This window comes from Mesorhizobium sp. LNJC405B00 (assembly GCF_000502615.1).
In the GTDB taxonomy this organism is placed as follows: Bacteria; Pseudomonadota; Alphaproteobacteria; order Rhizobiales; family Rhizobiaceae; genus Mesorhizobium.
The window spans coordinates 149,754-170,699 of record NZ_AYWC01000006.1 but is presented as its reverse complement, the minus strand read 5'-3'; the positions used below and the strand labels follow the sequence as shown (position 1 = coordinate 170,699).

The following is a 20,946-nucleotide window of genomic DNA, read 5'->3' as shown; positions in this document are numbered from 1 at the left end:
CCCGGAACTGCGTCAAAACGAAGAGTCGGCCGGCGCTCAGATATCCAGCACTTCCGTTGCGGCGAATTCGGCGCGTTCCTGGATGAAGCGGAAGCGGGCTTCCGGCTTGGTGCCCATCAGCGCGTCGACAGCATCCTTGGTTGCCGCCACGGCGTCGATGACATCGACCCTGAGCAGCGTGCGCTTCCTCGGGTCCATGGTGGTTTCCTTCAACTGCGCGGCCATCATTTCGCCCAGGCCCTTGAAACGGCCGATCTCGACCTTGGCGCGGCCGGTGAATTCGGTGCGCAACAGCTCGTCCTTGTGCGCATCGTCCCTGGCATAGGCAACCTTGCCGCCTTGCCGGATCGAATAGAGCGGCGGCACCGCCAGATACAGATGGCCGCCATTCACCAGGTTCGGCATTTCCTGGTAGAAGAAGGTGATCAGCAGCGAGGCTATGTGAGCGCCGTCGACGTCGGCGTCGGTCATGATGATCACGCGGTCGTAGCGCAAATCCTCGTCGCGGTATTTCGAGCGCGTGCCGCAGCCGAGCGCCTGAATCAGGTCCGAAATCTGCTGGTTGGCGGCTAGCTTGTCGTTGCCGGCGCTGGCGACGTTGAGGATTTTTCCGCGCAGCGGCAGCACCGCCTGGCTGGCGCGGTCGCGCGCCTGCTTGGCCGAGCCGCCGGCCGAGTCGCCTTCGACGATGAACAGTTCGGCGCCCGCGGCGGCATTCTGCGTGCAGTCGGCGAGCTTGCCGGGAAGGCGCAGCTTGCGCACCGCGCTCTTGCGCGACACTTCCTTTTCCTGGCGCCGGCGCACCCGCTCGTCGGCGCGCGCAATCACCCATTCCAGCAGCTTGGAGGCTTCCTGCGGATTGTCGGCCAGCCAGTGGTCGAAGGGATCGCGGATGGCGGTCTCGACAATGCGAATGGCTTCGATCGTTGCCAGCCTGTCCTTGGTCTGGCCGACGAATTCCGGCTCGCGAATAAACACCGATAGCATGCCTGCCGCCGAGATCATCACGTCTTCGGAGGTGACGATCGAGGCGCGCTTGTTGCCGACCAGGTCGGCATAGGCCCGAAGCCCGCGCGTCAGCACATTGCGAAAGCCGGCCTCATGCGTGCCGCCTTCGCCGGTCGGGATTGTGTTGCAGTAGGAGTTGACGAAGCCGTCACCGCCGAACCAGGTCACCGCCCATTCCAGCGAGCCGTGGCCGCCCTGTTTTTCGCTCTTGCCGGCGAAGATCTCGCGGGTCACCTGGAAGTCGTCGCCAAGCGATGCCTTGAGATAGTCCTTCAAGCCGCCGGGGAAATGGAACTCCGCCTTGGCGGGCGTCTGGTCCTTTTCCTTGATCAGCGATGGGTCGCAGCTCCAGCGGATCTCGACGCCGCCGAACAGATAGGCTTTCGAGCGGGTCATGCGATAGAGCCGCGCCGGCTCGAAGGCGGCGCCCTTGCCGAAAATCTGCTCGTCGGGATGGAAGCGGATTTTGGTGCCGCGCCGGTTGTGCACTTCGCCGAGCTGCTCCAGCCCGCTCACCGGAACGCCGCGCGAGAACCTTTGGCGGTAAAGCTGGCGACCGCGCGCGACTTCGACTTCGAGATGGTCCGACAGCGCATTTACGACCGAGACGCCAACACCGTGCAGACCGCCGGAGGTCTCATAGACCTTGCTATCGAACTTGCCGCCCGAATGCAGCGTCGTCATGATGACTTCGAGCGCCGGCTTCTTGAATTTCGGATGCGGATCGACCGGAATGCCGCGGCCATTGTCGGTAACGGTCAGAAACCCGTCGGCCGACAGCTCGACATCGATGAAGGTAGCATGGCCGGCGACCGCCTCGTCCATCGAATTATCGATGACCTCGGCAAACAGATGGTGCATCGCCTTGTCGTCGGTGCCGCCAATATACATGCCGGGACGGCGCCGCACCGGCTCCAGCCCCTCCAGCACCTCGATGTCGGCGGCGCTATAGCCCTCGCTGCCGTCCTTGGTCGCGGCAGGACGCTTCGTGGCCTGCACCAGCGGGTCGGCCGGGCGCGAAGGTGTCCGAGCCGGTTGGGGCTGCTTTTCCAGATTGCCGAAAAGATCGTTGTTGTCGTCCATGCCTACCATAGAATCCGGTGCCGCGAATCACCCGTCCATACTGCCACGCTTTTCGGCGCCAAGCGACGGAAGTTCCTGTTACGTTCGGGGATTAAACCCTTCTTATCCTAAAACCTTTCGATAACCAAGCTGGCGGAAATAGGTCCGTGCGGAGCGGGCGCGATTCCTGAATCTTTAACAAAGCGGCCTAGCGTCGCCTCAACAAAACAAAAGACCACGAATGTCAGGGGTTGGTTGTGAGGGGCAAGGCCATAACGATGATTGGCATCGCTGCCGTCTTCGGCGCGATTTCAATCTTTGCCGCGGATTTCTGGGTGAAAAGCCAGGCCAAGGCCGATGCCGAAGAGAAAACGGCGTCGATCCCGGCGCCCGCCGTCCCCAAGGTCGTCTTCAAGACCATCGTGGTGGCCAACGCGCCGCTGCGTTACGGCATGGAGCTTGACCGGGCGCAGCTCAGCGAAATCCCATGGTCCGAGGATTCGGTGCCGCAGGGCGCATTCACCACAGTCAATGCATTGCTCGCCGAAGGCAGCCGCGTGGTATTGTCGCCGATCGAGATCAACGAGCCGGTGCTGATCAGCAAATTGTCGGGGCCGAACGGCCGCGCGACGCTATCCAACATGATGACGCCCGGCATGCGGGCGGTGACAATCCGCACCGACGAGATCGCCGGTGTCGGCGGCTTCGTCATGCCGGGCGACCGGGTCGACGTGGTGCTGACACGCGATGCGGGCGAAATCCAGGAAGTGGCCAAGAACGCGCAGGGCGCTGCCGGATCGACCGTTACCTCCGAGATCGTCGTCTCCGACGCCAAGGTGCTGACCGTGGGGCAGGGCGCCGACGAGCGCCAGACCACACCGCAGATCGCCAATTCCGTCACCATCGAGGTGACGACCGAAGGCGCGCAGAAAGTGGCGCTTGCCCGCACCGTCGGCACCTTGTCGCTGTCGCTCCGCTCGGCCGCAGACGGAGGGGCCGCCAAGGACGGCGTCACCACCATCTCGTCCTTCGGCGGATCGGTCGCCTCCGGCGTCCAGGCCGCTGCCGGCGCGCTGTTCACTGCCGCGACCAAGGAGCCTGAGAAGCCGAAATTCAAGACGATCATCGTGACGCGCGGCACGCAGGTCGAAGAATACCAGGTTCCTGCGCGGGACCAGCAATAACTGCCGGTGGGGACCGGGCGAGGGACGGGACAGATGTCGGGACTTCATGCATTTCAGACGACGAAAGGACTGCGCCCAATGCGGGCGCTCGCGATAGCGGCTTGCCTCGCCGCGGCCGCAATGCTCGGCCTCAGCGCGCCAGCCAAGGCCGACAACGATATCGTCCATGTCTCGTCGACAACGAATGCGTCGATCAAGGTGGCCAAGGGCAAGCCGAAGACGGTCATGACCAATGCCGCCTTCTATCAGATCGTCATCGGCGATCCGGAGATCGCCAACGTCAATCCGCTGACCGACAAATCCTTCTATGTGCTGGGCAACAATCTCGGCACCACCGGCATCGCGCTGTTCGACGAGAACAAGCAGTTGGTCGGCACCGTCGACATCGAGGTGACGCTGGACACCGACCAGCTGGCCAGCACCATTCGCGCCAGCGTGCCGGACGCCAAGATCAAGGTCGGCTCGGCCAATGGCCGCGTCGTGCTGTCGGGCGAGGCCGATGACGCGGTCGCCGCCGAGAAGGCAAGCAAGATCGCCAGCCGCTTCTCCGGCAATGAGGAAGTGATCAATTCGGTCAACATCTCGTCCTCGCAGCAGGTTCAGCTCAACGTCCGCTTCGTCGAGATCAATCGCCAGGCCGGACAGGATCTCGGCGCCAAATACAGCGCCAATTTCGCTTACGGCATTGGCGGGCGCGACGTCACCCTCGATCCTGGCACGGTGCCGGGAGCCGGCAATGGCGAGATCATCGGCCGGCTGCTGTCCAACGGCCTGTCGATCGACGTCGCCATCAAGGCGCTGGAGGAACGTGGTCTCGCCAGGCGGCTGGCCGAGCCGAACCTGATCGCCCGCTCGGGCCAGACGGCAAGCTTCCTCGCCGGCGGCGAGTTCCCGATCCCGGTCTCCGAGGACAATGGCAAGATTTCCGTCAGCTACAAGAAATACGGCGTCAGCCTCGACTTCACGCCGACGGTTCTCAAGGACGGGCTGGTGAGCCTCGACATCGCGCCGGAAGTGTCCTCGATCGACGCTTCGGCCTCCTACAATATCGGCAATATCTCGGTCCCGGGCTTTATCGTGCGCCGCGCCAAAACATCCGTCGACCTGAAGAATGGCCAGAGCTTCATGATCGCCGGCCTGCTGCAGTCACAGAACGACATTACCACATCGCGTCTTCCCGGACTCGGCAAGCTGCCGGTGCTCGGCTCGCTGTTCTCCTCCAAATCCTATCAGCGGCGCGAGACCGATCTGGTGATCATCGTCACCCCCTATCTGGTCAAGCCGGTCGATCCGTCGAAGAAGCTGCTCGAGCCGACCGACGGCACGCAGCCGGCCAGCAATGTCGACTATTTCCTCAACAACACCGAGGAAGTGAAATCGTCCGAAGCCAATCGTGCAGTGGCAATGGCCAGCGGCAGTACGGCACAGCCGGCCGCGGTCACCACCGTCGGGCATTTCCTCGACCTGCCGAAGGATTGAAGCCATGCGCGTGGAATCATGCATCGCCCTGCTGATCGCCGGCCTCGCCGGCGGCTGCACCAGCGACGACTATGTCCGCTCCGAGGGACCGACGATTGCCGCCGGCAACGCACAGGCCGCCAATACGGCCATGCAGATGGTCGATCCCTGGAAATACGGCGTCCAGAACACCAGGCTGCTGGTGCCGGCGCAGCGCAGTGAGGCGGCAGTCAACGCCGCCGACCAGGCTGCTGCTGCCAAGGCCGTGCAACCGACAGCGACAACCGATTGATTTGCCCGGTGATTTGACCGGGAATGACCTGACAGGCTGACAAAATGGCAAGCGGCATCAAGACCAAGAAGATCCTGCTGGTGTCCAGCGACCGGACCTTTGCGCAGGATACGCGCACCGCGTTCGCGGCCTCGGAGGTGATCCAGCTTTCGACCGTCGAGAAGAACATTACCGAACTGCGCGGCGAGGTCCAGGAAGCCGATTTCGGCGCGCTCATCGTCGACATGGATGCGGCAAAGCTGGAAGAGATCGAGTCGCTGCAGCGCATCATGCGCCGGCTTGAAGGCCGCGTTCCGGTGGTCGTCGTCACCCAGGAATTCAACGCAGCCGCAGTGCGTATCCTGGTGCAGCTCCAGGTCGCCGATTTCCTGGTCAAGCCGATCACCACCGCCGATCTGGTGCGGTCGGTCGTGCGCGCGCTGCAAGGGCCGGGGCGCGAGGAAAACACCGAGTCGCAGATCTATACCTTCATGCCGGCCGCCGGCGGCGTCGGCACCACGACGCTGGCGCTGCAGACCGCCTTCCAGCTGCATCATTCGGCGACGCGCGGCGCGTCGACCTGCGTGGTCGACCTCAATTTCCAGCAAGGCGCCTGCGCCGAATATCTCGACCTCGAGCCGCGCTTCGACATCACCGAAATCGAGAACCAGCCCGAGCGCCTCGACCGTCAGCTGCTGGATGTGATGCTGTCCAAGCATGCGAGCGGGCTCTGCGTGCTGGCGGCGCCAACGCATCCGTCGGAAATGCGCTCGTTCAAGACCGATGTCGTGGTGCGCATGCTCGATCTCGTCTCGGCCTATTTCGATAACGTCGTCATCGACATGCCGCGCACCTGGTTTCCGTGGACGGAGACGGTGCTGCTCGGCTCCAACAAGCTCTACATCGTCGCCGAAATGACGGTGCCATGCCTGCGCCACACGCAGCGGCTGATCCAGGCGGTCTACGAGACGGCCGGCAAGGAAGTGAAGCCGAACGTCATCGTCAATCGTTTCGAGCAGAAGATGTTCGACAACGGCATCAAGCAGGCGGATGTCCAGGAAATCCTGGGCGAGCATTTCGTCGGCGGCATCTCCAACAATTACCGGCTTGTGCGTGAAGCGGTCGACCGCGGCGTGCCGCTGCATGAGATCGACCCGAACGCCAATGTCGTCAACGATCTGAAGAGGATCATCCTGCCGGAAGAAGCCGTGGTGACGCCGGAGAAATCGCGCTCGCTGTTCGGCATCGGCAGGGGCCTCCTGAAGAGGAAAGCCGGATGACCAGCCGCTTCTCGACCCTGCAGAACCGTGACGTCCGCGCTCTGAAGCCGGCCGAGGCGGCGCCGGTCGCGCATCACGCCGTGGTCATCCCGACGAACCGCAAGGCCTTGCCGCCGAAGCCGGAGACAACACCGGGAAAAAGCGCCAACAAGGTGCTCGATGCCCGCGTGCGCATCCACCGGCTGCTGCTCGAGGAAATCAACCTGGTCGCGCTGGAGCGCCTGCCCAAGGATGAGATGCGCCGGCAGGTGCAGGAGTTCGTGTCGGAAAAGACCCGCCAGGAGCGTATGGCGATCAACACCGTCGAACTTGAAGCGCTGGTCGATGACATCGTCGATGAGATGGTCGGCCTCGGCCCGCTGGAACCGCTGCTCAAGGACCCCGACATCAACGACATCCTGATCAACGGCCACCAGAACTGCTTCGTCGAAAAACGGGGCAAGCTGCAGCAGGTCCATATCCCGTTCAAGGACGAGGCGCACCTGTTGCGCATCGTCAACAAGATCGTCGCCGCCGTCGGCCGCCGGGTCGACGAATCGCAGCCGATGGTCGATGCCCGCATGCTCGACGGCTCGCGCTTCAACGCCGCCATTCGCCCGGTCGCCGTCGACGGGCCGCTGGTGTCGATCCGCAAGTTTTCAAAGAACAAGCTCGGCCTGCACAAGCTGGTCGAGTTCGGCGCCATCACCCAGAACATGGCCGAGGTGCTGGCGGCTGCAGTCCACGCCCGCAAAACGACCATCATCTCGGGCGGTACCGGCACCGGCAAGACGACGATGCTCAACGCATTGTCAGCCTTTATTCCGGAAGACGAACGGTTGATCACCATCGAGGACGCGGCCGAACTGCAGCTGCAGCAGCCGCATGTCGCGCGCATGGAAACGCGCCCCGCCAACATCGAAGGTCATGGCGAGCTGAAGCAGCGCGACCTGGTCAAGAACGCGCTGCGCATGCGCCCTGACCGCGTCATCCTCGGCGAGTGCCGCGGCGAGGAGGCCTTCGACATGCTGCAGGCGATGAACACCGGCCATGAAGGCTCGATGGCGACCATCCACGCCAACACGCCGCGCGACGCCATTTCGCGCCTCGAGCAGATGCTGGGCATGACCGGCATGCCGATGACGGTGCAGTCGATCCGCAGCCAGATCGCCAGCGCGCTCGACCTTATCGTCCAGCTGACGCGACTGTCGGACGGCAAGCGCAAGGTGACCAGCGTCGCCGAGGTGACCGGCATGGAAGGCGACGTCATCCAGATGCAGGAGATATTCCGCTTCGTGCGCACCGGCATGGAAGCCGACGGCAAGATCCTCGGTCACTACGAGGCGACCGGCATTCGCCCGCGTTTCCTCGAGGACCTGCGCAATATGGGCATTGAATTCCCCGGCAAATATTTCGAACCCGGCCGGCCGCAGGAGTAGCCGGGTGTTCGAGAATTTCAGCCCGATCTATGTCGTCTATGCCGCGGCAGCGCTGACCGGCATCATGATCGCCGAAGGCTGCTATCTGCTCTATGCCGGCCGCAGCGACAAGCGCCTGGCTATCAACCGGCGCATGAAGCTGCAGGAAAACAAGATCAGCCAGGAACAGGTGCTGATCCAGCTGCGCAAGGAACGCGGCCTCGATTCCGGCACGTCATTCTTCTCGCCCGACCGTTTTCGCGCGCTGCGCACGCAGTCTGGCATGGTGATGCCCTTGCCGAAATTCCTGACGATGACGACGGGCGTGGCGCTGGCGATGATGCTCGTCGCGCTCTGGTACGGCCTGCCGCTGTTGCTCGCCATTTTGCTGTTTGTGGTGCTGACAGCGCTGCTGCCGGTAATTGTGCTGCGTTCCAAGCGTGCCCGGCGGGTGAAGCGTTTCGGCGTGCAGTTGCCGGAGGCGCTGGAATTGATCACGCGCGGCTTGAAGGCCGGGCATCCGGTTCCGGTGGCGATCTCCATGGTGTCGCGCGAGATGCCCGATCCGATCGGCACCGAATTCGGCGTTATCTCCGACGAGGTGACTTATGGTTCCGACCTGGTTTCGGCGTTGAATTCACTGTTTGATCGCGTCGGCCAGGAGGATCTGCCGCTGTTCGTCACCGCGGTTTCCATCCAGACGAGTTCGGGCGGCAATCTGCGCGAGATCCTCGACGGGCTGTCGACGACGATCCGCGAACGCGGCAAGCTGCGCCGCAAGGTGCGCGCCATTTCGACCGAGGGTCGTATGTCGGCCTATATCCTGACGGCGGTGCCGGCGCTGCTGTTCGCCGCCATCATGGTGATGATGCCGCAATTTTATCAAAGCGTCTGGGATGTGCCGAAGACTTGGTATCTGCTGGGCGGTTCGGTGACATGGCTGATGCTGGGCAACATCATCATGTTCAAGATGTCGAACTTCCGGTTCTGAGATGGAGCAGGTGATCCAGTTTCTTGCCTCGCTGGCGCCGACGTCGCTGATGCCGGTAGCCGCGATGCTGCTGGCATTGGGCGGCAGCGCGGTGGCATGGCCGCTGGTGGTGGCCAAAGGCGACCGCAACGATCTCAAGCGCCGGCTCAAGATCGACGACAGCAAGACTCCCCAACAGGCCGAGGTGGCGCCGAAGAAGAACCAGAGCGTCGTGCGCGAGAAGGCGGTGAAGCGGGCGCAGGAATTCTACGCCAAGAGCGATCCGGAAAATGTCGCCCGGTTGCGTATGAAGCTGATCCAGGCGGGCTATATGGAGCCGCGCGCGGTCGGCACATTCTTCCTGATCCGCTTCGCCTGCCTCGTGGGCGCAGCGATCGGCGCGTTCCTGGTCAACCATTGGATGGGCAGCGCCGATTCCACCGCGACCAGCCGCTGGACCTTCATCATCCTGTCGGGAGCCGCCGGCTATTTCGTGCCCGGCCTGGTGCTCAGCCAGAAGGTGCGGGAAAAGATGCGCGAATACCGCAACGGCTTTCCCGACTTCATGGATTTGATGATCGTCTGCTCCGATGCCGGCATGAGCATGGAGGCCGGCATCGAGCGCGTCTCGAGGGAACTGGCCAAGACCTATCCGTCGCTGAGCCAGAATCTGCAGCTGGTGTCGCTGGAACTCAGGGCCGGCCGCAGCCTCGACGATGCATTGAAGGCGCTCGCCGACCGCCTCAGCCTGGACGAGGTGCGCTCCTTCGCCACGCTCTTGCAGCAGTCGAAGGAACTCGGCACCAGCCTCGCCGGGGCGCTGCGCGTGTTCTCCGACGAAATGCGCCACAAGCGCATGTCGTTGGCCGAGGAGAAGGCACATGCCTTGCCGGCCAAGATGTCGGTGCCGGTGGTGGTGTGCATCCTGCCGGTGGTGTTGATGATCGCCGTCATCCCGATCATCGTCAAAATGACGGCGGTTCAGTAGATACCAAGGCAGTAGATACCAAGTGGCCGCCCGGCGGCTTTCTGCGGTTACTCACTTCAACTACGCTTCGCCTGGATGTCATATCCGGCCGGTTTGGCCGCTCTCCTTCGGCAAAATCCGCAAAAAGCAAAATGAGTGAGCCGTCCATGCGAATAGTCTTGTGCACCGCCTTCCTCGGCCTCGCCGCGGCCAGTCTGTCGCCGGCCTCGGCCGCGGCCGACGATTGCGGCGACGCTGCCGCTCTGGTGCAGCAGGCATATCCCAAGGCCCAAAAGAGTGCCGATGGCGCCTCCTTCACGCTCGAACCTCATACCAGCATCGCCCAGACGCTTTGGGATGGCGATGCGCCATTCGGCGTGGTCTGCAAGATCTGGCCCGCCCATGACGACCTGTTGTTGGTCGCCGTGCCGCTGATCGACAGCTCCCAATCCAGCGACGACGGGCATTTCGGCGATGTCGAGCTTCTGGTCGTCGACAGGAAGACCCGGCAGGTGCGCCAGCGCCTGCTCCAGCCCGGGCTGATGACCGATGATGCCGTCGGCATCCGCGAGATCGACTTCGATACCGGGCGCTACAGATTGGCGCCCGATGTCGGCGCCTTCGGCCTGCGCATCGACATGGCAAACCATTCGCAGCCGAATCCTTTCAGTGAAACCGACCTGCGGCTCTATGCCCTTGACGGCGGTGCTCTGCGCCTGGTGCTCGACGGCATCATCGTGGCCGGCTTTGGCGGCGAAGGCGACACCAATTGCGCAGGATCCTTTCAATCCAACCGGGTCAGCCTGGCGATGAGCCCGGCGAGACATCACGGCTATCACGACATCACAGTGTTCGAGCGGTTGGACACCGACAATCCGTCTGTCGACAAGAATGGCGAGTGCCAGTCCCATCCCGGCAGGTCCATGAAACGAACCTACCGGCTGCGCTACGACGGCAGGCGCTATCAGTTTCCGGCGGGGCTCAAGGCGCTGGAGCCGGAATAGGCTTCGGTTGGTTAATGGCTTCTGTGCCCGAAACCAAATTTTAGGCGCGTTTCCGCACTGAAGTTTAATCGCCCTGTTGTAGTCTGCTTCCTCAGAGAACGACCCGGTAAATCGGGCGATTGGGGCCAGGGGCATGCGTCACAGAAGTTTCACGGTAATGGCCGCGCTAGCGGCCGTCTTGATGGTCGGCGGCTGCACGACCGACAACGTCGACAAAACCAAGACCACATCGATCCAACCGGTGGCAAAAGACGTCAGCACCTCCGACCTTGCGCAAGGCAAGGCGCAGTTCCGCGAGGCCAATTACGGCCTTGCCGAACAGCATTTCCGCAAGGCCGTGGAACTGAAGGCCGACAGTGCCGAGGGATGGATGGGGCTTGCCGCCTCCTATGACGAACTCGGCCGCTTCGACTTCGCCGACCGCGCCTACGACCAGCTTTTGAAGGTTGCCGGGCGCAAGCCGCAGATTGTCAACAATATGGGCTATTCGCAGCTGCTGCGCGGCAACAAGAAGAAGGCGAGAGCGCTGCTCATGGAAGCAAGGGCCGGCATGGCCGACCCGAGCGTGATCAACGCCAATCTGGCGCTGCTCAACAAGGGCTGAGACTAGGGACACTCGCGTGCCGAGCTTCGCGGGACGGCAGTCGACGCTTTGTAAACCCTGTCGGCAGGTTGCTTTGAAAACCGGCCGAAAACGGTATCTCCGGCCGGTTGCATGCCTATGATGCGCCACAAATCGAAGATCCCAAAGGTTGCCGCTCATCCATGCTGGATTTCAGTTCGCTATTGCTGGCGGCTGCGCTGTCGGGCACATGCCTGAGCGTCACCATGTTTGTGATCTGGTTCACGGCGCCGCGTGCACGCTTCGTGCTGACGGTGGCGTGCGGCATTCTCGTCCTTGTCGCCCACGTCATCGTCTTCTGGCGCTACACGAGGGAGCCCAGTCCCTTGCTTTGCCAGGCGGCGCTGGCGCTGCTCAGCCTCGGTTTCCTGGCGCTTTCACTTTCGGCCATGCAATATCTTGGTGTGCGAAATTACAGCCGCGCTGTCCTGCCGGCCATGCTTGCGATGGCTGTCTGCGCCGGCGTGACCTATCTCGGTTTCGATGGTGTCGGCTTCATCCTCACCTATACGACGGTAACAGTGCTGCTCGCCTCGATCGGGGTGATGTTCTGGATCAAGGGCAGTCAGGATCGCGGCATTCTGCTGGTCGTTTCGGCGCTAAGCGGCGTCTGCGGCGTATCCTTCGGGCTCTGCGGCGCCGTGCTTCTGGTCAAGGGCCAGTGGGTGCTCGGCGTCGCACCCGACAATTGGGCCGAGCGGTTGAATTCGGTCGTGGCAGTCGCCTGCATGACGGCGCTCGGGCGCGCTGACGCTGTCGCTGCATCATCTGCAGGCACAGATCGAACTGAAGGCCGAGACCTTGACCGACCCGTTGACCGGTCTCATGAACCGGCGGGCTTTGAACTCGCTTTATGGCGAGCGCGTCTTCGGCCCGTTCATGTCGGTCGCCATGTTCGACCTCGACCACTTCAAGCGGACCAACGACATCTATGGCCATCCCGTCGGCGACCGGGTGCTTTGCCGTTTCGCCGCAGTCATCAAGAAGTATGACAGGGTTGGCGTCGACGCCTTCCGGCTGGGCGGCGAGGAGTTCGCGTTGGTCATGTCTCGGATGACCGAAGACAAGGCCTACGATCTCGCCAGCAGGATCGGCGTCGCCTTCGGCACGGAAGTGGTGCCGACGCCGCGCGGGCCGTTGCGCAGCAGCGTCAGCGGCGGCATTGGCTTTGGCAAGGAAGACGGCAGCAGCCTGGATGAAGTACTGGCCGAGGCCGACCGGGCGCTCTACGCGGCCAAGAACGCCGGGCGAAATCGCGTGCTTGTCCTCGACGGCAAGGCCGATGGGCCGGCCTTGCGTTCAGCCTGACAGGCCAGAGTGTTATTCGGCGGCGCCGAGATATTCCGACAACGGCGGGCAGGAGCAGACGAGGTTGCGGTCGCCGGCGACATTGTCGATGCGCGAGACCGGCGGCCAGTATTTGGCCGCTGTATCGACATCGCCAGCGGGGTAGGCCGCTTCCAGCCGCGAATAGGGGTGAGTCCACTGGCCGGCAAGGGTTTCGGCCGCCGTGTGCGGGGCATTGACCAGCGGGTTGTCCTCGAGCGGCCATTCGCCCTTCGCCACTTTCGCTGCCTCGCCGGCGATGGCAATCATCGCCTCGCAGAACCGGTCGAGTTCGCGCTTGGGCTCGGACTCTGTGGGCTCGACCATCAGCGTGCCGGCGACAGGGAACGACATGGTCGGCGCGTGAAAGCCGTAGTCGATCAGCCGCTTGGCGATATCATCGACGCTGATGCCGGCGCTCTCCTTGAGGACGCGCGTGTCGAGGATGCATTCATGCGCGATGCGATCGTGCCTGCCCTTGTAGAGAAGCGGGAAGTGCGGCGCGAGCCGCGTCGCCACATAATTGGCCGAGATGATCGCCGTCTCCGTCGCCTGCTTCAGGCCGGCGGCGCCCATCATGCGGATGTACATCCAGGTGATCGGCAGGATGGAAGCGCTGCCGAACGGGGCAGCGGACACGGCATGCGCCGAACCTTCGGTGACATGACCCGGCAGATAGGGTTTCAGATGCGCCCTGACGCCGATCGGACCGACGCCCGGACCGCCGCCGCCATGCGGGATGCAGAAGGTCTTGTGCAGGTTCATGTGGCAGACATCGGCGCCGATATCGGCGGGCCGCGCCAAAGCAACCAGGGCGTTAAGGTTGGCGCCGTCGAAATAGACCTGGCCGCCATGCTCGTGAATGAGAGCGCACAGGTGGCGCGCGCCTTCCTCGTAGACGCCGTGCGTCGAGGGATAGGTGAACATCAGGGCTGCGAGATTCTTCGAATGCTCGTTGGCCTTGGCCCGCATATCGTCCATGTCGATATTGCCGTCCTCCAGGCAACGCACGACGACGACGCTCATGCCGGCCATCGCCGCACTCGCCGGATTGGTGCCATGCGCGGACTGGGGGATCAGGCAGATGGTGCGATGGCCTTCGCCACGCGAACGGTGATAGGCGCGGATGGCGAGCAGGCCGGCATATTCGCCTTGGCTGCCGGCATTGGGCTGCAGGCTGACGGCGTCGAAGCCGGTGATCTCCGCCAGCCAGCCTTCCAGCTCGCCGACCATGGCGCGATAGCCGGCCGAATGGCTGGCCGGCGCGAAGGGATGGAGGTTGGCGACAACAGGCCAGCTGACCGGCATCATTTCGGCCGCCGCGTTGAGCTTCATGGTGCAGGAGCCCAACGGGATCATGGTGCGGTCGAGCGCCAAATCCTTGTCGGCTAGCCTGCGCAGCAGGCGCATCATGTCGGTCTCGGAGTGGTTTTCGCGGAAAACCGGCTGGGTCAGAAACTCCTTGCCGCGCGGCTTGCCGGGCATCGCGCCGGCCTCAGTAGCGCCGGACTTGGCGCCGAACAGGGCGGCGATAGCCTCGAGATCCGCCTCGGTCGAGGTTTCGTCGAAGGCGATGCTGATGCGGTCGGCATCGATGACGCGCAGCAGCCGGCCACCTTTTTCAGCGGCAGCGGCGATCGAAGCTGCCTTGCCCTTCACTTCGGCCGTCACCGTGTCGAAACGGCTTGAGCCGAGCACGGAAACACCAGCGGTTTTCAGGCCTGCTGCGAGGCCGTTGGCGAGCTCATGAATTCGGGCTGCGATCGCCTGCAAACCAGTAGGCCCGTGCCAGATCGCGTATGCGGTCGCCATGTTGGCAAGCAGCGCCTGCGCGGTGCAGATGTTGGAGGTCGCCTTGTCGCGGCGGATATGCTGTTCGCGCGTCTGCAGGGCGAGGCGATAGCCGGGACGGCCCTTGCTGTCGATCGACTGGCCGACGAGGCGGCCGGGCATCAGCCGGGTCAGCTTGTCGGAGACGGCGCAATAGGCGGCGTGCGGGCCGCCAAAGCCCATCGGCACGCCAAAGCGCTGCATCGGGCCGACGGCGATGTCGGCGCCAAGCCTGGCCGGCGCTTCGGTCAGCGTGAGCGCAAGCGGATCGGCGATGAAGACGACCACGGCGCCGGTGGCGCGAGCCTTCTCGATCGCCGCCTTGTGGTCGCCATAGACGCCAAACGTGTCCGGCCAGGAGACCAGCAGGGCGGCGGTGTTGTCGTCGATGGTCTCGCCATCGATCTCGATGCCGAGCGGCTCGGCGCGGGTGCGCACGACGTCCAGCGTCTGCGGATGCGGCGTGCCGGCCAGCGCCACCTTGGTGCGCTTGTCGCGGTGATGGCGCAGCGCGATGCCGACCGCTTCGGCCACCGCCGTCGCTTCGTCGAGCAGGGAGGCCGAAGCCACCGGCAGGCCGGTCAATTCGGTGACCAAGGTCTGGAAGTTGAACAGCATTTCCAGGCGGCCCTGGCTGATCTCGGCCTGGTAGGGCGTATAGGCGGTGTACCAGGCCGGGTTCTCGAACAGGTTGCGCTGGATGACCGGCGGCACATGGACGCCGTGATAGCCGGCGCCGATGAAGCTCTTCAGCACCCTGTTTTTTGCCATGGTCGCAGCCAATTCGGCCAGCGCTTCGGCTTCGCTCGCCGGCGCGGGAAGGGCTAGCGGCAGATCGAGGCGGATCGACTGCGGCACGGCCTGGCTGATCAGCGTCTCGACGGAGGGAACGCCGATCACGGCAAGCATGGCTCTGACGTCGTTTACATCAGGACCGATGTGGCGGGCCGAGAAGGGGGTAAGTGCTGCGCTCATGGCAATAGGTCCTGATGTCAACCGATATGGGCGTTGTAGGCGGCCTCATTCATGAGGCCTGCGAGTTGGCCTTCGTCGGCGAGCTTCATCTTCCACAGCCAGCCGTCGCCGGTCGCAGCGGAGTTGACCAGCGACGGGTCCGAGGACAGCGCGCCGTTGGCGTCGGTGATCTCGCCATCAACCGGCGCATAAACATCGGATGCCGCCTTGACGGATTCGACGACCACGGCGGTGTCGCCCTTACTGAGTTTGGTGCCGATTTGAGGCAGTTCGACGAAGACGAGATCGCCAAGCTGTTCCTGCGCATAGTCGGTTATCCCGACGGTGGCGATGCCTCCCTCGACGCTCAGCCATTCGTGATCTTGTGTGAAATAGGTTTTTGCCATCGGAATTATCCTTTGCGGTAGCGATGAGGAGTGAAGGGCAAGGAACTGATATCGACCGGGATTTTCGTCCCGCGAACGTCGGCGAACAGTTTCGTGCCCGGCTTGGCCAAGGCCGTTGACACATAGCCCATGGCGACGGGATGGCCGGCCGACGGGCCGAAGCCGCCTGATGTCACGTAGCCGGCCGGATCGCCGTCGGCATCGAACAAAGCAGCGCCGGCGCGCACCGGCTGGCGGCCGTCCGGCTTCAGGCCGACGCGCTTTTGCGACGGCCCGCGCTCCAGGATGGACCGCAGCGCATCGGCGCCGATGAAGGACCCGCCGGCGCGGAGATCTTTGGGGATCGCCCACATCAGGCCGGCACTCGCCGGATCGATCTCCGGCGTGATGTCCTGGCCGTGCAGGCACAGGCCGGCCTCCAACCGCAGCGAGTCGCGGGCAGCAAGGCCGATCCACAACACACGCTCGTCCTCGAGCAGTTTCGTGACCAGAGCGCGCGCATCCGCCTCCGGCAGGCCGATCTCGAAGCCGTCCTCGCCGGTGTAGCCGGAGCGGCTCATGAACCAGTTTTGCTTCGGCTCGATGCCATGCATGAACAAGAGTGAGCCGGTCTCGATGCCGGCGCGGGACAAGGCAGCCCAGGCTTCCGGCCCCTGGATCGCCAGGAAGACGCGGTCGAGCGCATCGACTTTGACGTCGAAGTCCGCGGCCAGCGCACGCAAATGCTTCTCGTCCTCGACCGCATTCCCGGCGTTGGCGACCACCATGAAGCGCTCGGCGCCGATCCGGGTGACGATCAGATCGTCGATGATCCCGGCGGCCTCGTTGAGGAAGAAACTATATTTGGACTGTGAAATCTCAAGCGCGCCGGCATTGAGCGGACTGGCGCGGTTGAGCAGTGCCGCAGCGCCCGGTCCGCTGACAGCGAACAGCTTCATATGCGAAATGTCGAACAGGCCGGCATGTTCGCGGGTGTGAAGGTGCTCCTTCATCACGCCGGCCGGATAGGTCAGCGGCATCGACCAGCCCGCAAAGGCGCCAAAGCGTGCGCCGGCGGCGGTGTGCAGATCTTCGAGAGGAAGGTGTTTGGTGTCGTCGCCCGTCATGTCATCTCCAGAGTCGCACGCAATCGGCCGCTGCTGGCGACCAGTCCGTGCCCCTCTGTCTGAAGCCTGAGAGACTCGCGCAACCGGAACTCTGTCGGCGACGCTTACACCTTCGGCGCGGGGGCAAGCCCCGACTTTCCAGAGTGTCTTTCCCGTCTACGGTTCTTTTGCCTGAGAGATTTCGGGCGATTTCCCCTTCGGCGGCAGCTCGCGCTGCTCTCTCCCGCAAACAGGTAGGACTCAAAACTTAAGCCCTCGACGCGCCATCCATAGCTTGTCGGCGACACCTTGTCACCTGCCAGCGACACGTAAAGCGCGTCGTCTTTACAGTCTTCGCTAACCACGCCGTTTGCCGGTTTTTCAAGACAATGGCGATATTCTGGGCTGACGGTTTGGCCGGCAATTGCGTTGGGCACGGCGGATGGGGATTGACAGATGGGCGAACGGATCGGGAGCGCGCCGGTGGCGGGGCTGGCCTCGAAGGACCGCATCACGGCGGAAGATGTCGTCATGCTGCGTCGCGAAGTGTTCGCTGACGGCGTGGTGACGCGCGGCGAGGCTGAAGCACTGTTCGCGCTCGATGCGACAGCGACGGACAAATGCCCGCAATGGCCTGAATTCTTCGTCGAGGCCGTTACCGACTACATCGTCTACCAGGAAAAGCCGGCAGGCTATATCTCTGAAGACAATGCCGGTTGGCTGATCCAGACCATCTCGCGCGACGGAATGGTCGACAGTGTGACCGAACTGGAGCTGCTGGTGCATGTGCTGGAAAGGGCGAAATCATCGCCCGGCCGGCTCTCCGCCTATGCGCTCGAGCAGGTCGCCAACGCGGTGGTCGACGGCAAGGGACCACTGATGCTCGGCGGCGCGCTGGTTCCCGGGCTGGTCGCCAAGGCAGAGGTCGATCTGTTGCGCCGCATTCTCCATGCCTATGGCGGCGACGGTAACATCGCCATCACACGGGTTGAGGCCGAGGTGCTGTTCCAGATCAACGAGCAGACCGCAGCGGCCCACAACGACCCGTCCTGGAACGACCTGTTCGTCAAGGCGCTCGCCAATTTCGTCATGTGTTCGGCCGGCTACGAAGCGCCGACGCGCGATGTGGCGCTGCGTCGTGACAGTTTCTTGGACCAGGTCGAGCCCGAAATTGGTGGCTTCTTCAGCCGCATGGTGTCGGGCGGACTGGCCGGCATCATGGAAGCCTATCGTTCGCCCGGCGATATCGAGGCCGAATGGGAGTCGAAGAACCGTGCCGCCGAGGCACTCGCGCGCCGCGCCGAGACGATCGACGCCAGCGAGGCGAAATGGCTGGCCGATCGCATCGGCACCGACCGCCCGCTGCGTGACAATGAACGCGCGCTGCTGACGCTGATCAAGCTCGCCTCGCCGGAGATACATCCGGCGCTCAAGCCACTGCTCGACAAGGTTGCTTAAGCCGCGCCGTTTTCTGCGACCGTTTTGCAGAGGACGATATTGGAGTGTCTTCAGGCCAATCGCCAAGTTCGGCCACGCGCTCGAAACCGGCTTCCTCAGGCAAGCTCGGTTCGGTCGGAGTCAGATCGTGCTCGGTCAGAATGCGAGGCCATCAAATCCCGCCATACCAGTCATAGCCATTGTCTTCCCAATAGCCGCCGCGGCCGCCGCCGATATTGGCAAAACTGTCGACGATCTCGATCTTGTAGAGATACTTCGGCATCTTGTAGCCGAGCTGTCGTTCGACGCGCACGCGCAGCGGCGCGCCGTTTTCGACCGGCAGCGGCTTGCCGTTGAGGCCGTAGGCGAGGATCGTCTGCGGGTGGCGGGCATCGATCAGGTCGATGGTGCCGTAATATTTGATTTCCCCGGAGAGGCTGCGATCGATCGTATCGAGGCAGTGGAACATGACATAGCGGGCCTGCGGCTTGACCACAGCCTGGTCGAGCACCAGCGACAGCGGGGTGCCGGTCCATTTGGCGATGCAGCTCCAGCCTTCGACACAGTCGTGGCGGGTGATCTGCGTGCGGCTCGGCATGTTCTCCAACTGCTCGCGGCTGAGCGACAGCGGCTTTTCGACCAGGCCCGTTACCTCCAGCCGCCAGTCGGCGAAATTGTTGGCGAGCAGGCCCTTGTAGGTGTCATCCTCGGGCGCGGTGACGCCGTTCGGCCGCTGCGGCTGGCGGATGTCGGCCTCGGTGAATTCCGGCGCCAGAGCATCGCGGCCGGCAAGCCAGCGTTGCGCGCGGTAGGTCAGGCCATTGGCGTTTTCGAGGAAACTGCGCAGGCCGTCACCCATGCCGAGCTGGCTGTCGAAGGCATCGCAGCCCGACAACATGATGCCGGAAACGCCGAGGCCGGCGCCCGTCAGGAACTTTCGGCGGCTGATCTGGAATTTGGCCATCTCACGCACTCCTCTCGGTGTCGCCATGCCTTGGCGGATCGGTGCGGTACCAGCCGGTGATGATCGAGCGCAGTTCGTTGATCGGGCCGGCGGCGAGGATCATCATCATATGGACGATGAAAAAGCCGACCAGCAGCACCATCACCGTGAAATGGATGGTGCGCGCCGTCTGCCTTCCGCCGAGCAGTTCGTTGAGCCAGGGCAGCACCGAGTTCATGCTCGGCGACATGGCAAGGCCGGTGATGATCATGAGAGGCAACAGCACGAACAGTACGCCGCCATAGGCCATTTTCTGCAGCGTGTTGTATTCGCGTGTGTGGTGGAACCTGAGCTTGGCGTGCTCGATGATGTCCTGCGGCAGCCGCTTGAGATCGTCAAGGCGCGGCGCCAGATCGCGGCGCAGATGGCCGTTGACCAGGCTGGCGACCAGCCAGACGACCAAGGTGGTTGTCAGTATCCAGGCGAAGAAGAAATGCACGACGCGGGCGGTGCCGAGATCGTAGTAGGACGGGATGGTCGCCCAGGACGGGAAGGCACGCGACGTCTGCTGCCCGGCCGGGCCCGACCAGCCGAGCACGCCTGTGGTGTCGAAGCGATGGCCGAAGATTTCGGTATAGCCGCGCGGGCCGGTGGCGGTGTTTTCGGCGCCGATGGCAAAGACGGTGTTGTTGTATTCGAAGCCGGACTGTTTGCCGACGTAGAGCTGCGGCCGGGCATTGAAGATCTGCAGGCCGGACAAAAGCATGAAGAACAGCGAGATCGCCCACAGCCAGTGCGTCAGGCGGGTCCAGCGCGATTGCCGGTAGATCAGCGTCGTATCCTTCGGTCCGGCGGCATTGGCGCCTGCGCCGGGCTGACTCATGGCAATGGTTTCCATCTTTTCCTCGCCTTCCGGCTGCGCGATCCTGGGATGGCCACGCTCGTCCTTGTCCTCCCAATACGTCGCTATCGAAAGCGATGTTTCATGCGATCACGTTTTTATTACGGGCACGGGTTTATCGCGGGCACGGATACTCAATTGCCGAGGCTCACCGCGAGATTGACGACGGCGGCGACGATGACGGCGTTGAAGAAGAACGACAGGATCGAATGGACAAGCACCACGCGGCGCATATGCGAGGTCGTGATCGCGGTGTCGGCGGTCTGCGCGGTCATGCCGATCACCGTCGCGAAATAGAGAAAGTCCCAACCGTCCGGCCGTTTGCTGCCGGGAAAATCGAGGCCGCCGATTGGCATCTTCTTCTTGGTTTCGGTATCGATCGCGTCGCCGTCCATCCAGTAGACATGCGCATAGTGGAGGGCGGCCATGGCATGGATGGTGAACCAGCCAAGCGGGATCGACAGCATGGCGAAGCCGAGTTCGATGGGGTCGCGATCCTTGTGATTGATCAAAAGGAACAGCAGGACAATGGCCATGGCGACGATGCCGAGCGTGATGGCAAAGATGCCCAGCACTGGGAGGTCCAGTTCGCGCGCGTTCTTGCTGAGATAGCGGCCGGACAGCAGCGGCATCTTGGCGATGACGAGCGCGATGAAGACGACGAAGAAGGAATCGGCGGCAATCGAGATCGAATAGGCAAGCCGCGTGGAGACGGGGAGCGATCCAATCAAAGGGAATACCGCGGCAAATACGACCAGACCGACGGCTAGCGACACAAAGAACTGCTTGTGCCGCTGCAAGGGGTTATTCGGCGATGTGTCGGCCATAGCCCGACCTCGG

The 20,946-nt window shown here is 63.2% G+C and carries 19 protein-coding genes and 1 riboswitch; of the genes, 11 read left to right on the top strand and 8 right to left on the bottom strand.

Annotated features, from left to right (window positions below):
• Positions 1 to 36: 36 nt before the first annotated feature.
• Positions 37 to 2,091 carry a DNA topoisomerase IV subunit B gene (parE, locus tag X756_RS151655; protein ID WP_023691142.1) on the bottom strand — a complete coding sequence of 685 codons (2,055 nt, stop codon included), beginning with the start codon at positions 2,089 to 2,091 and terminating at the stop codon, positions 37 to 39.
• Positions 2,092 to 2,348: 257 nt separating this feature from the next.
• Between parE and cpaB the strand changes: the two genes are divergently transcribed.
• The 9 genes from cpaB (at position 2,349) to X756_RS151700 (ending at position 11,205) form a co-directional block, all read left to right on the top strand.
• Positions 2,349 to 3,254: a Flp pilus assembly protein CpaB gene (gene cpaB / locus X756_RS151660; RefSeq protein WP_023681601.1), complete on the top strand. Its 906-nt coding sequence runs from the start codon at positions 2,349 to 2,351 to the stop codon at positions 3,252 to 3,254.
• A gap of 78 nt (positions 3,255 to 3,332) precedes the next feature.
• Positions 3,333 to 4,733 (top strand): type II and III secretion system protein family protein, encoded by a 1,401-nt coding sequence (locus X756_RS151665; protein WP_031238560.1) that lies wholly within the window; start codon positions 3,333 to 3,335, stop codon positions 4,731 to 4,733.
• Positions 4,734 to 4,737: 4 nt separating this feature from the next.
• Entirely contained in the window at positions 4,738 to 5,004 is a 267-nt protein-coding gene (locus tag X756_RS151670; RefSeq protein WP_023667602.1) for a hypothetical protein, read from the top strand.
• 44 nt (positions 5,005 to 5,048) lie between these two features.
• Positions 5,049 to 6,263, top strand: coding sequence for a response regulator (locus X756_RS151675; protein WP_023729869.1), 1,215 nt, complete (start codon positions 5,049 to 5,051; stop codon positions 6,261 to 6,263).
• On the top strand, positions 6,260 to 7,681 hold the full coding sequence (locus X756_RS151680) for a CpaF family protein (RefSeq protein WP_023667600.1): 1,422 nt from the start codon (positions 6,260 to 6,262) through the stop codon (positions 7,679 to 7,681). The genes X756_RS151675 and X756_RS151680 overlap by 4 nt, the downstream gene beginning before the upstream one ends.
• A gap of 4 nt (positions 7,682 to 7,685) precedes the next feature.
• Positions 7,686 to 8,651, top strand: coding sequence for a type II secretion system F family protein (locus tag X756_RS151685; protein ID WP_023688292.1), 966 nt, complete (start codon positions 7,686 to 7,688; stop codon positions 8,649 to 8,651).
• Position 8,652: 1 nt separating this feature from the next.
• Positions 8,653 to 9,618: a type II secretion system F family protein gene (locus tag X756_RS151690; RefSeq protein ID WP_023667598.1), complete on the top strand. Its 966-nt coding sequence runs from the start codon at positions 8,653 to 8,655 to the stop codon at positions 9,616 to 9,618.
• A gap of 146 nt (positions 9,619 to 9,764) precedes the next feature.
• Positions 9,765 to 10,601 (top strand): hypothetical protein, encoded by an 837-nt coding sequence (locus tag X756_RS151695; protein WP_023710645.1) that lies wholly within the window; start codon positions 9,765 to 9,767, stop codon positions 10,599 to 10,601.
• Positions 10,602 to 10,758: 157 nt separating this feature from the next.
• Positions 10,759 to 11,205 carry a hypothetical protein gene (locus X756_RS151700; RefSeq protein ID WP_245264504.1) on the top strand — a complete coding sequence of 149 codons (447 nt, stop codon included), beginning with the start codon at positions 10,759 to 10,761 and terminating at the stop codon, positions 11,203 to 11,205.
• 115 nt (positions 11,206 to 11,320) lie between these two features.
• Here X756_RS151700 and X756_RS1000000169850 read toward each other — a convergent pair whose 3' ends face one another.
• A complete protein-coding gene (locus X756_RS1000000169850; RefSeq protein WP_245264503.1) occupies positions 11,321 to 11,491 on the bottom strand; it encodes a hypothetical protein in 171 nt (56 codons plus the stop codon).
• Between the two features lie 557 nt (positions 11,492 to 12,048).
• Between X756_RS1000000169850 and X756_RS1000000169845 the strand changes: the two genes are divergently transcribed.
• On the top strand, positions 12,049 to 12,531 hold the full coding sequence (locus X756_RS1000000169845; protein ID WP_245264508.1) for a GGDEF domain-containing protein: 483 nt from the start codon (positions 12,049 to 12,051) through the stop codon (positions 12,529 to 12,531).
• A 12-nt stretch (positions 12,532 to 12,543) separates the two neighbouring features.
• Here X756_RS1000000169845 and gcvP read toward each other — a convergent pair whose 3' ends face one another.
• From gcvP to gcvT, 3 genes are read right to left on the bottom strand one after another with little or no spacing between them, the layout of a single operon-like run.
• Positions 12,544 to 15,354 carry an aminomethyl-transferring glycine dehydrogenase gene (gene gcvP / locus X756_RS151705; RefSeq protein ID WP_023729867.1) on the bottom strand — a complete coding sequence of 937 codons (2,811 nt, stop codon included), beginning with the start codon at positions 15,352 to 15,354 and terminating at the stop codon, positions 12,544 to 12,546.
• A gap of 17 nt (positions 15,355 to 15,371) precedes the next feature.
• Entirely contained in the window at positions 15,372 to 15,740 is a 369-nt protein-coding gene (gcvH, locus tag X756_RS151710) for a glycine cleavage system protein GcvH (protein WP_023729866.1), read from the bottom strand.
• Between the two features lie 5 nt (positions 15,741 to 15,745).
• Positions 15,746 to 16,846, bottom strand: coding sequence for a glycine cleavage system aminomethyltransferase GcvT (gene gcvT / locus X756_RS151715; RefSeq protein WP_023729865.1), 1,101 nt, complete (start codon positions 16,844 to 16,846; stop codon positions 15,746 to 15,748).
• Positions 16,847 to 16,995: 149 nt separating this feature from the next.
• Positions 16,996 to 17,082: riboswitch (glycine riboswitch) on the bottom strand.
• A 199-nt stretch (positions 17,083 to 17,281) separates the two neighbouring features.
• On the opposite strand from gcvT, the gene X756_RS151720 reads away from it, so the two are divergent.
• A complete protein-coding gene (locus X756_RS151720; RefSeq protein ID WP_023729864.1) occupies positions 17,282 to 18,283 on the top strand; it encodes a hypothetical protein in 1,002 nt (333 codons plus the stop codon).
• 151 nt (positions 18,284 to 18,434) lie between these two features.
• On the opposite strand, the gene X756_RS151725 is transcribed toward X756_RS151720, so the two are convergent.
• The 3 genes from X756_RS151725 to X756_RS151735 all read right to left on the bottom strand — a co-directional run bounded on the left by X756_RS151725 (position 18,435) and on the right by X756_RS151735 (position 20,933).
• Positions 18,435 to 19,226, bottom strand: a complete 792-nt coding sequence (locus tag X756_RS151725) for a molybdopterin-binding protein (protein WP_023729863.1) — start codon at positions 19,224 to 19,226, stop codon at positions 18,435 to 18,437.
• 1 nt (position 19,227) lies between these two features.
• Positions 19,228 to 20,088: a cytochrome b/b6 domain-containing protein gene (locus tag X756_RS151730; protein WP_198020019.1), complete on the bottom strand. Its 861-nt coding sequence runs from the start codon at positions 20,086 to 20,088 to the stop codon at positions 19,228 to 19,230.
• A gap of 152 nt (positions 20,089 to 20,240) precedes the next feature.
• A complete protein-coding gene (locus tag X756_RS151735) occupies positions 20,241 to 20,933 on the bottom strand; it encodes a DUF1345 domain-containing protein (RefSeq protein WP_023729861.1) in 693 nt (230 codons plus the stop codon).
• Between the last annotated feature and the right edge of the window lie 13 nt (positions 20,934 to 20,946).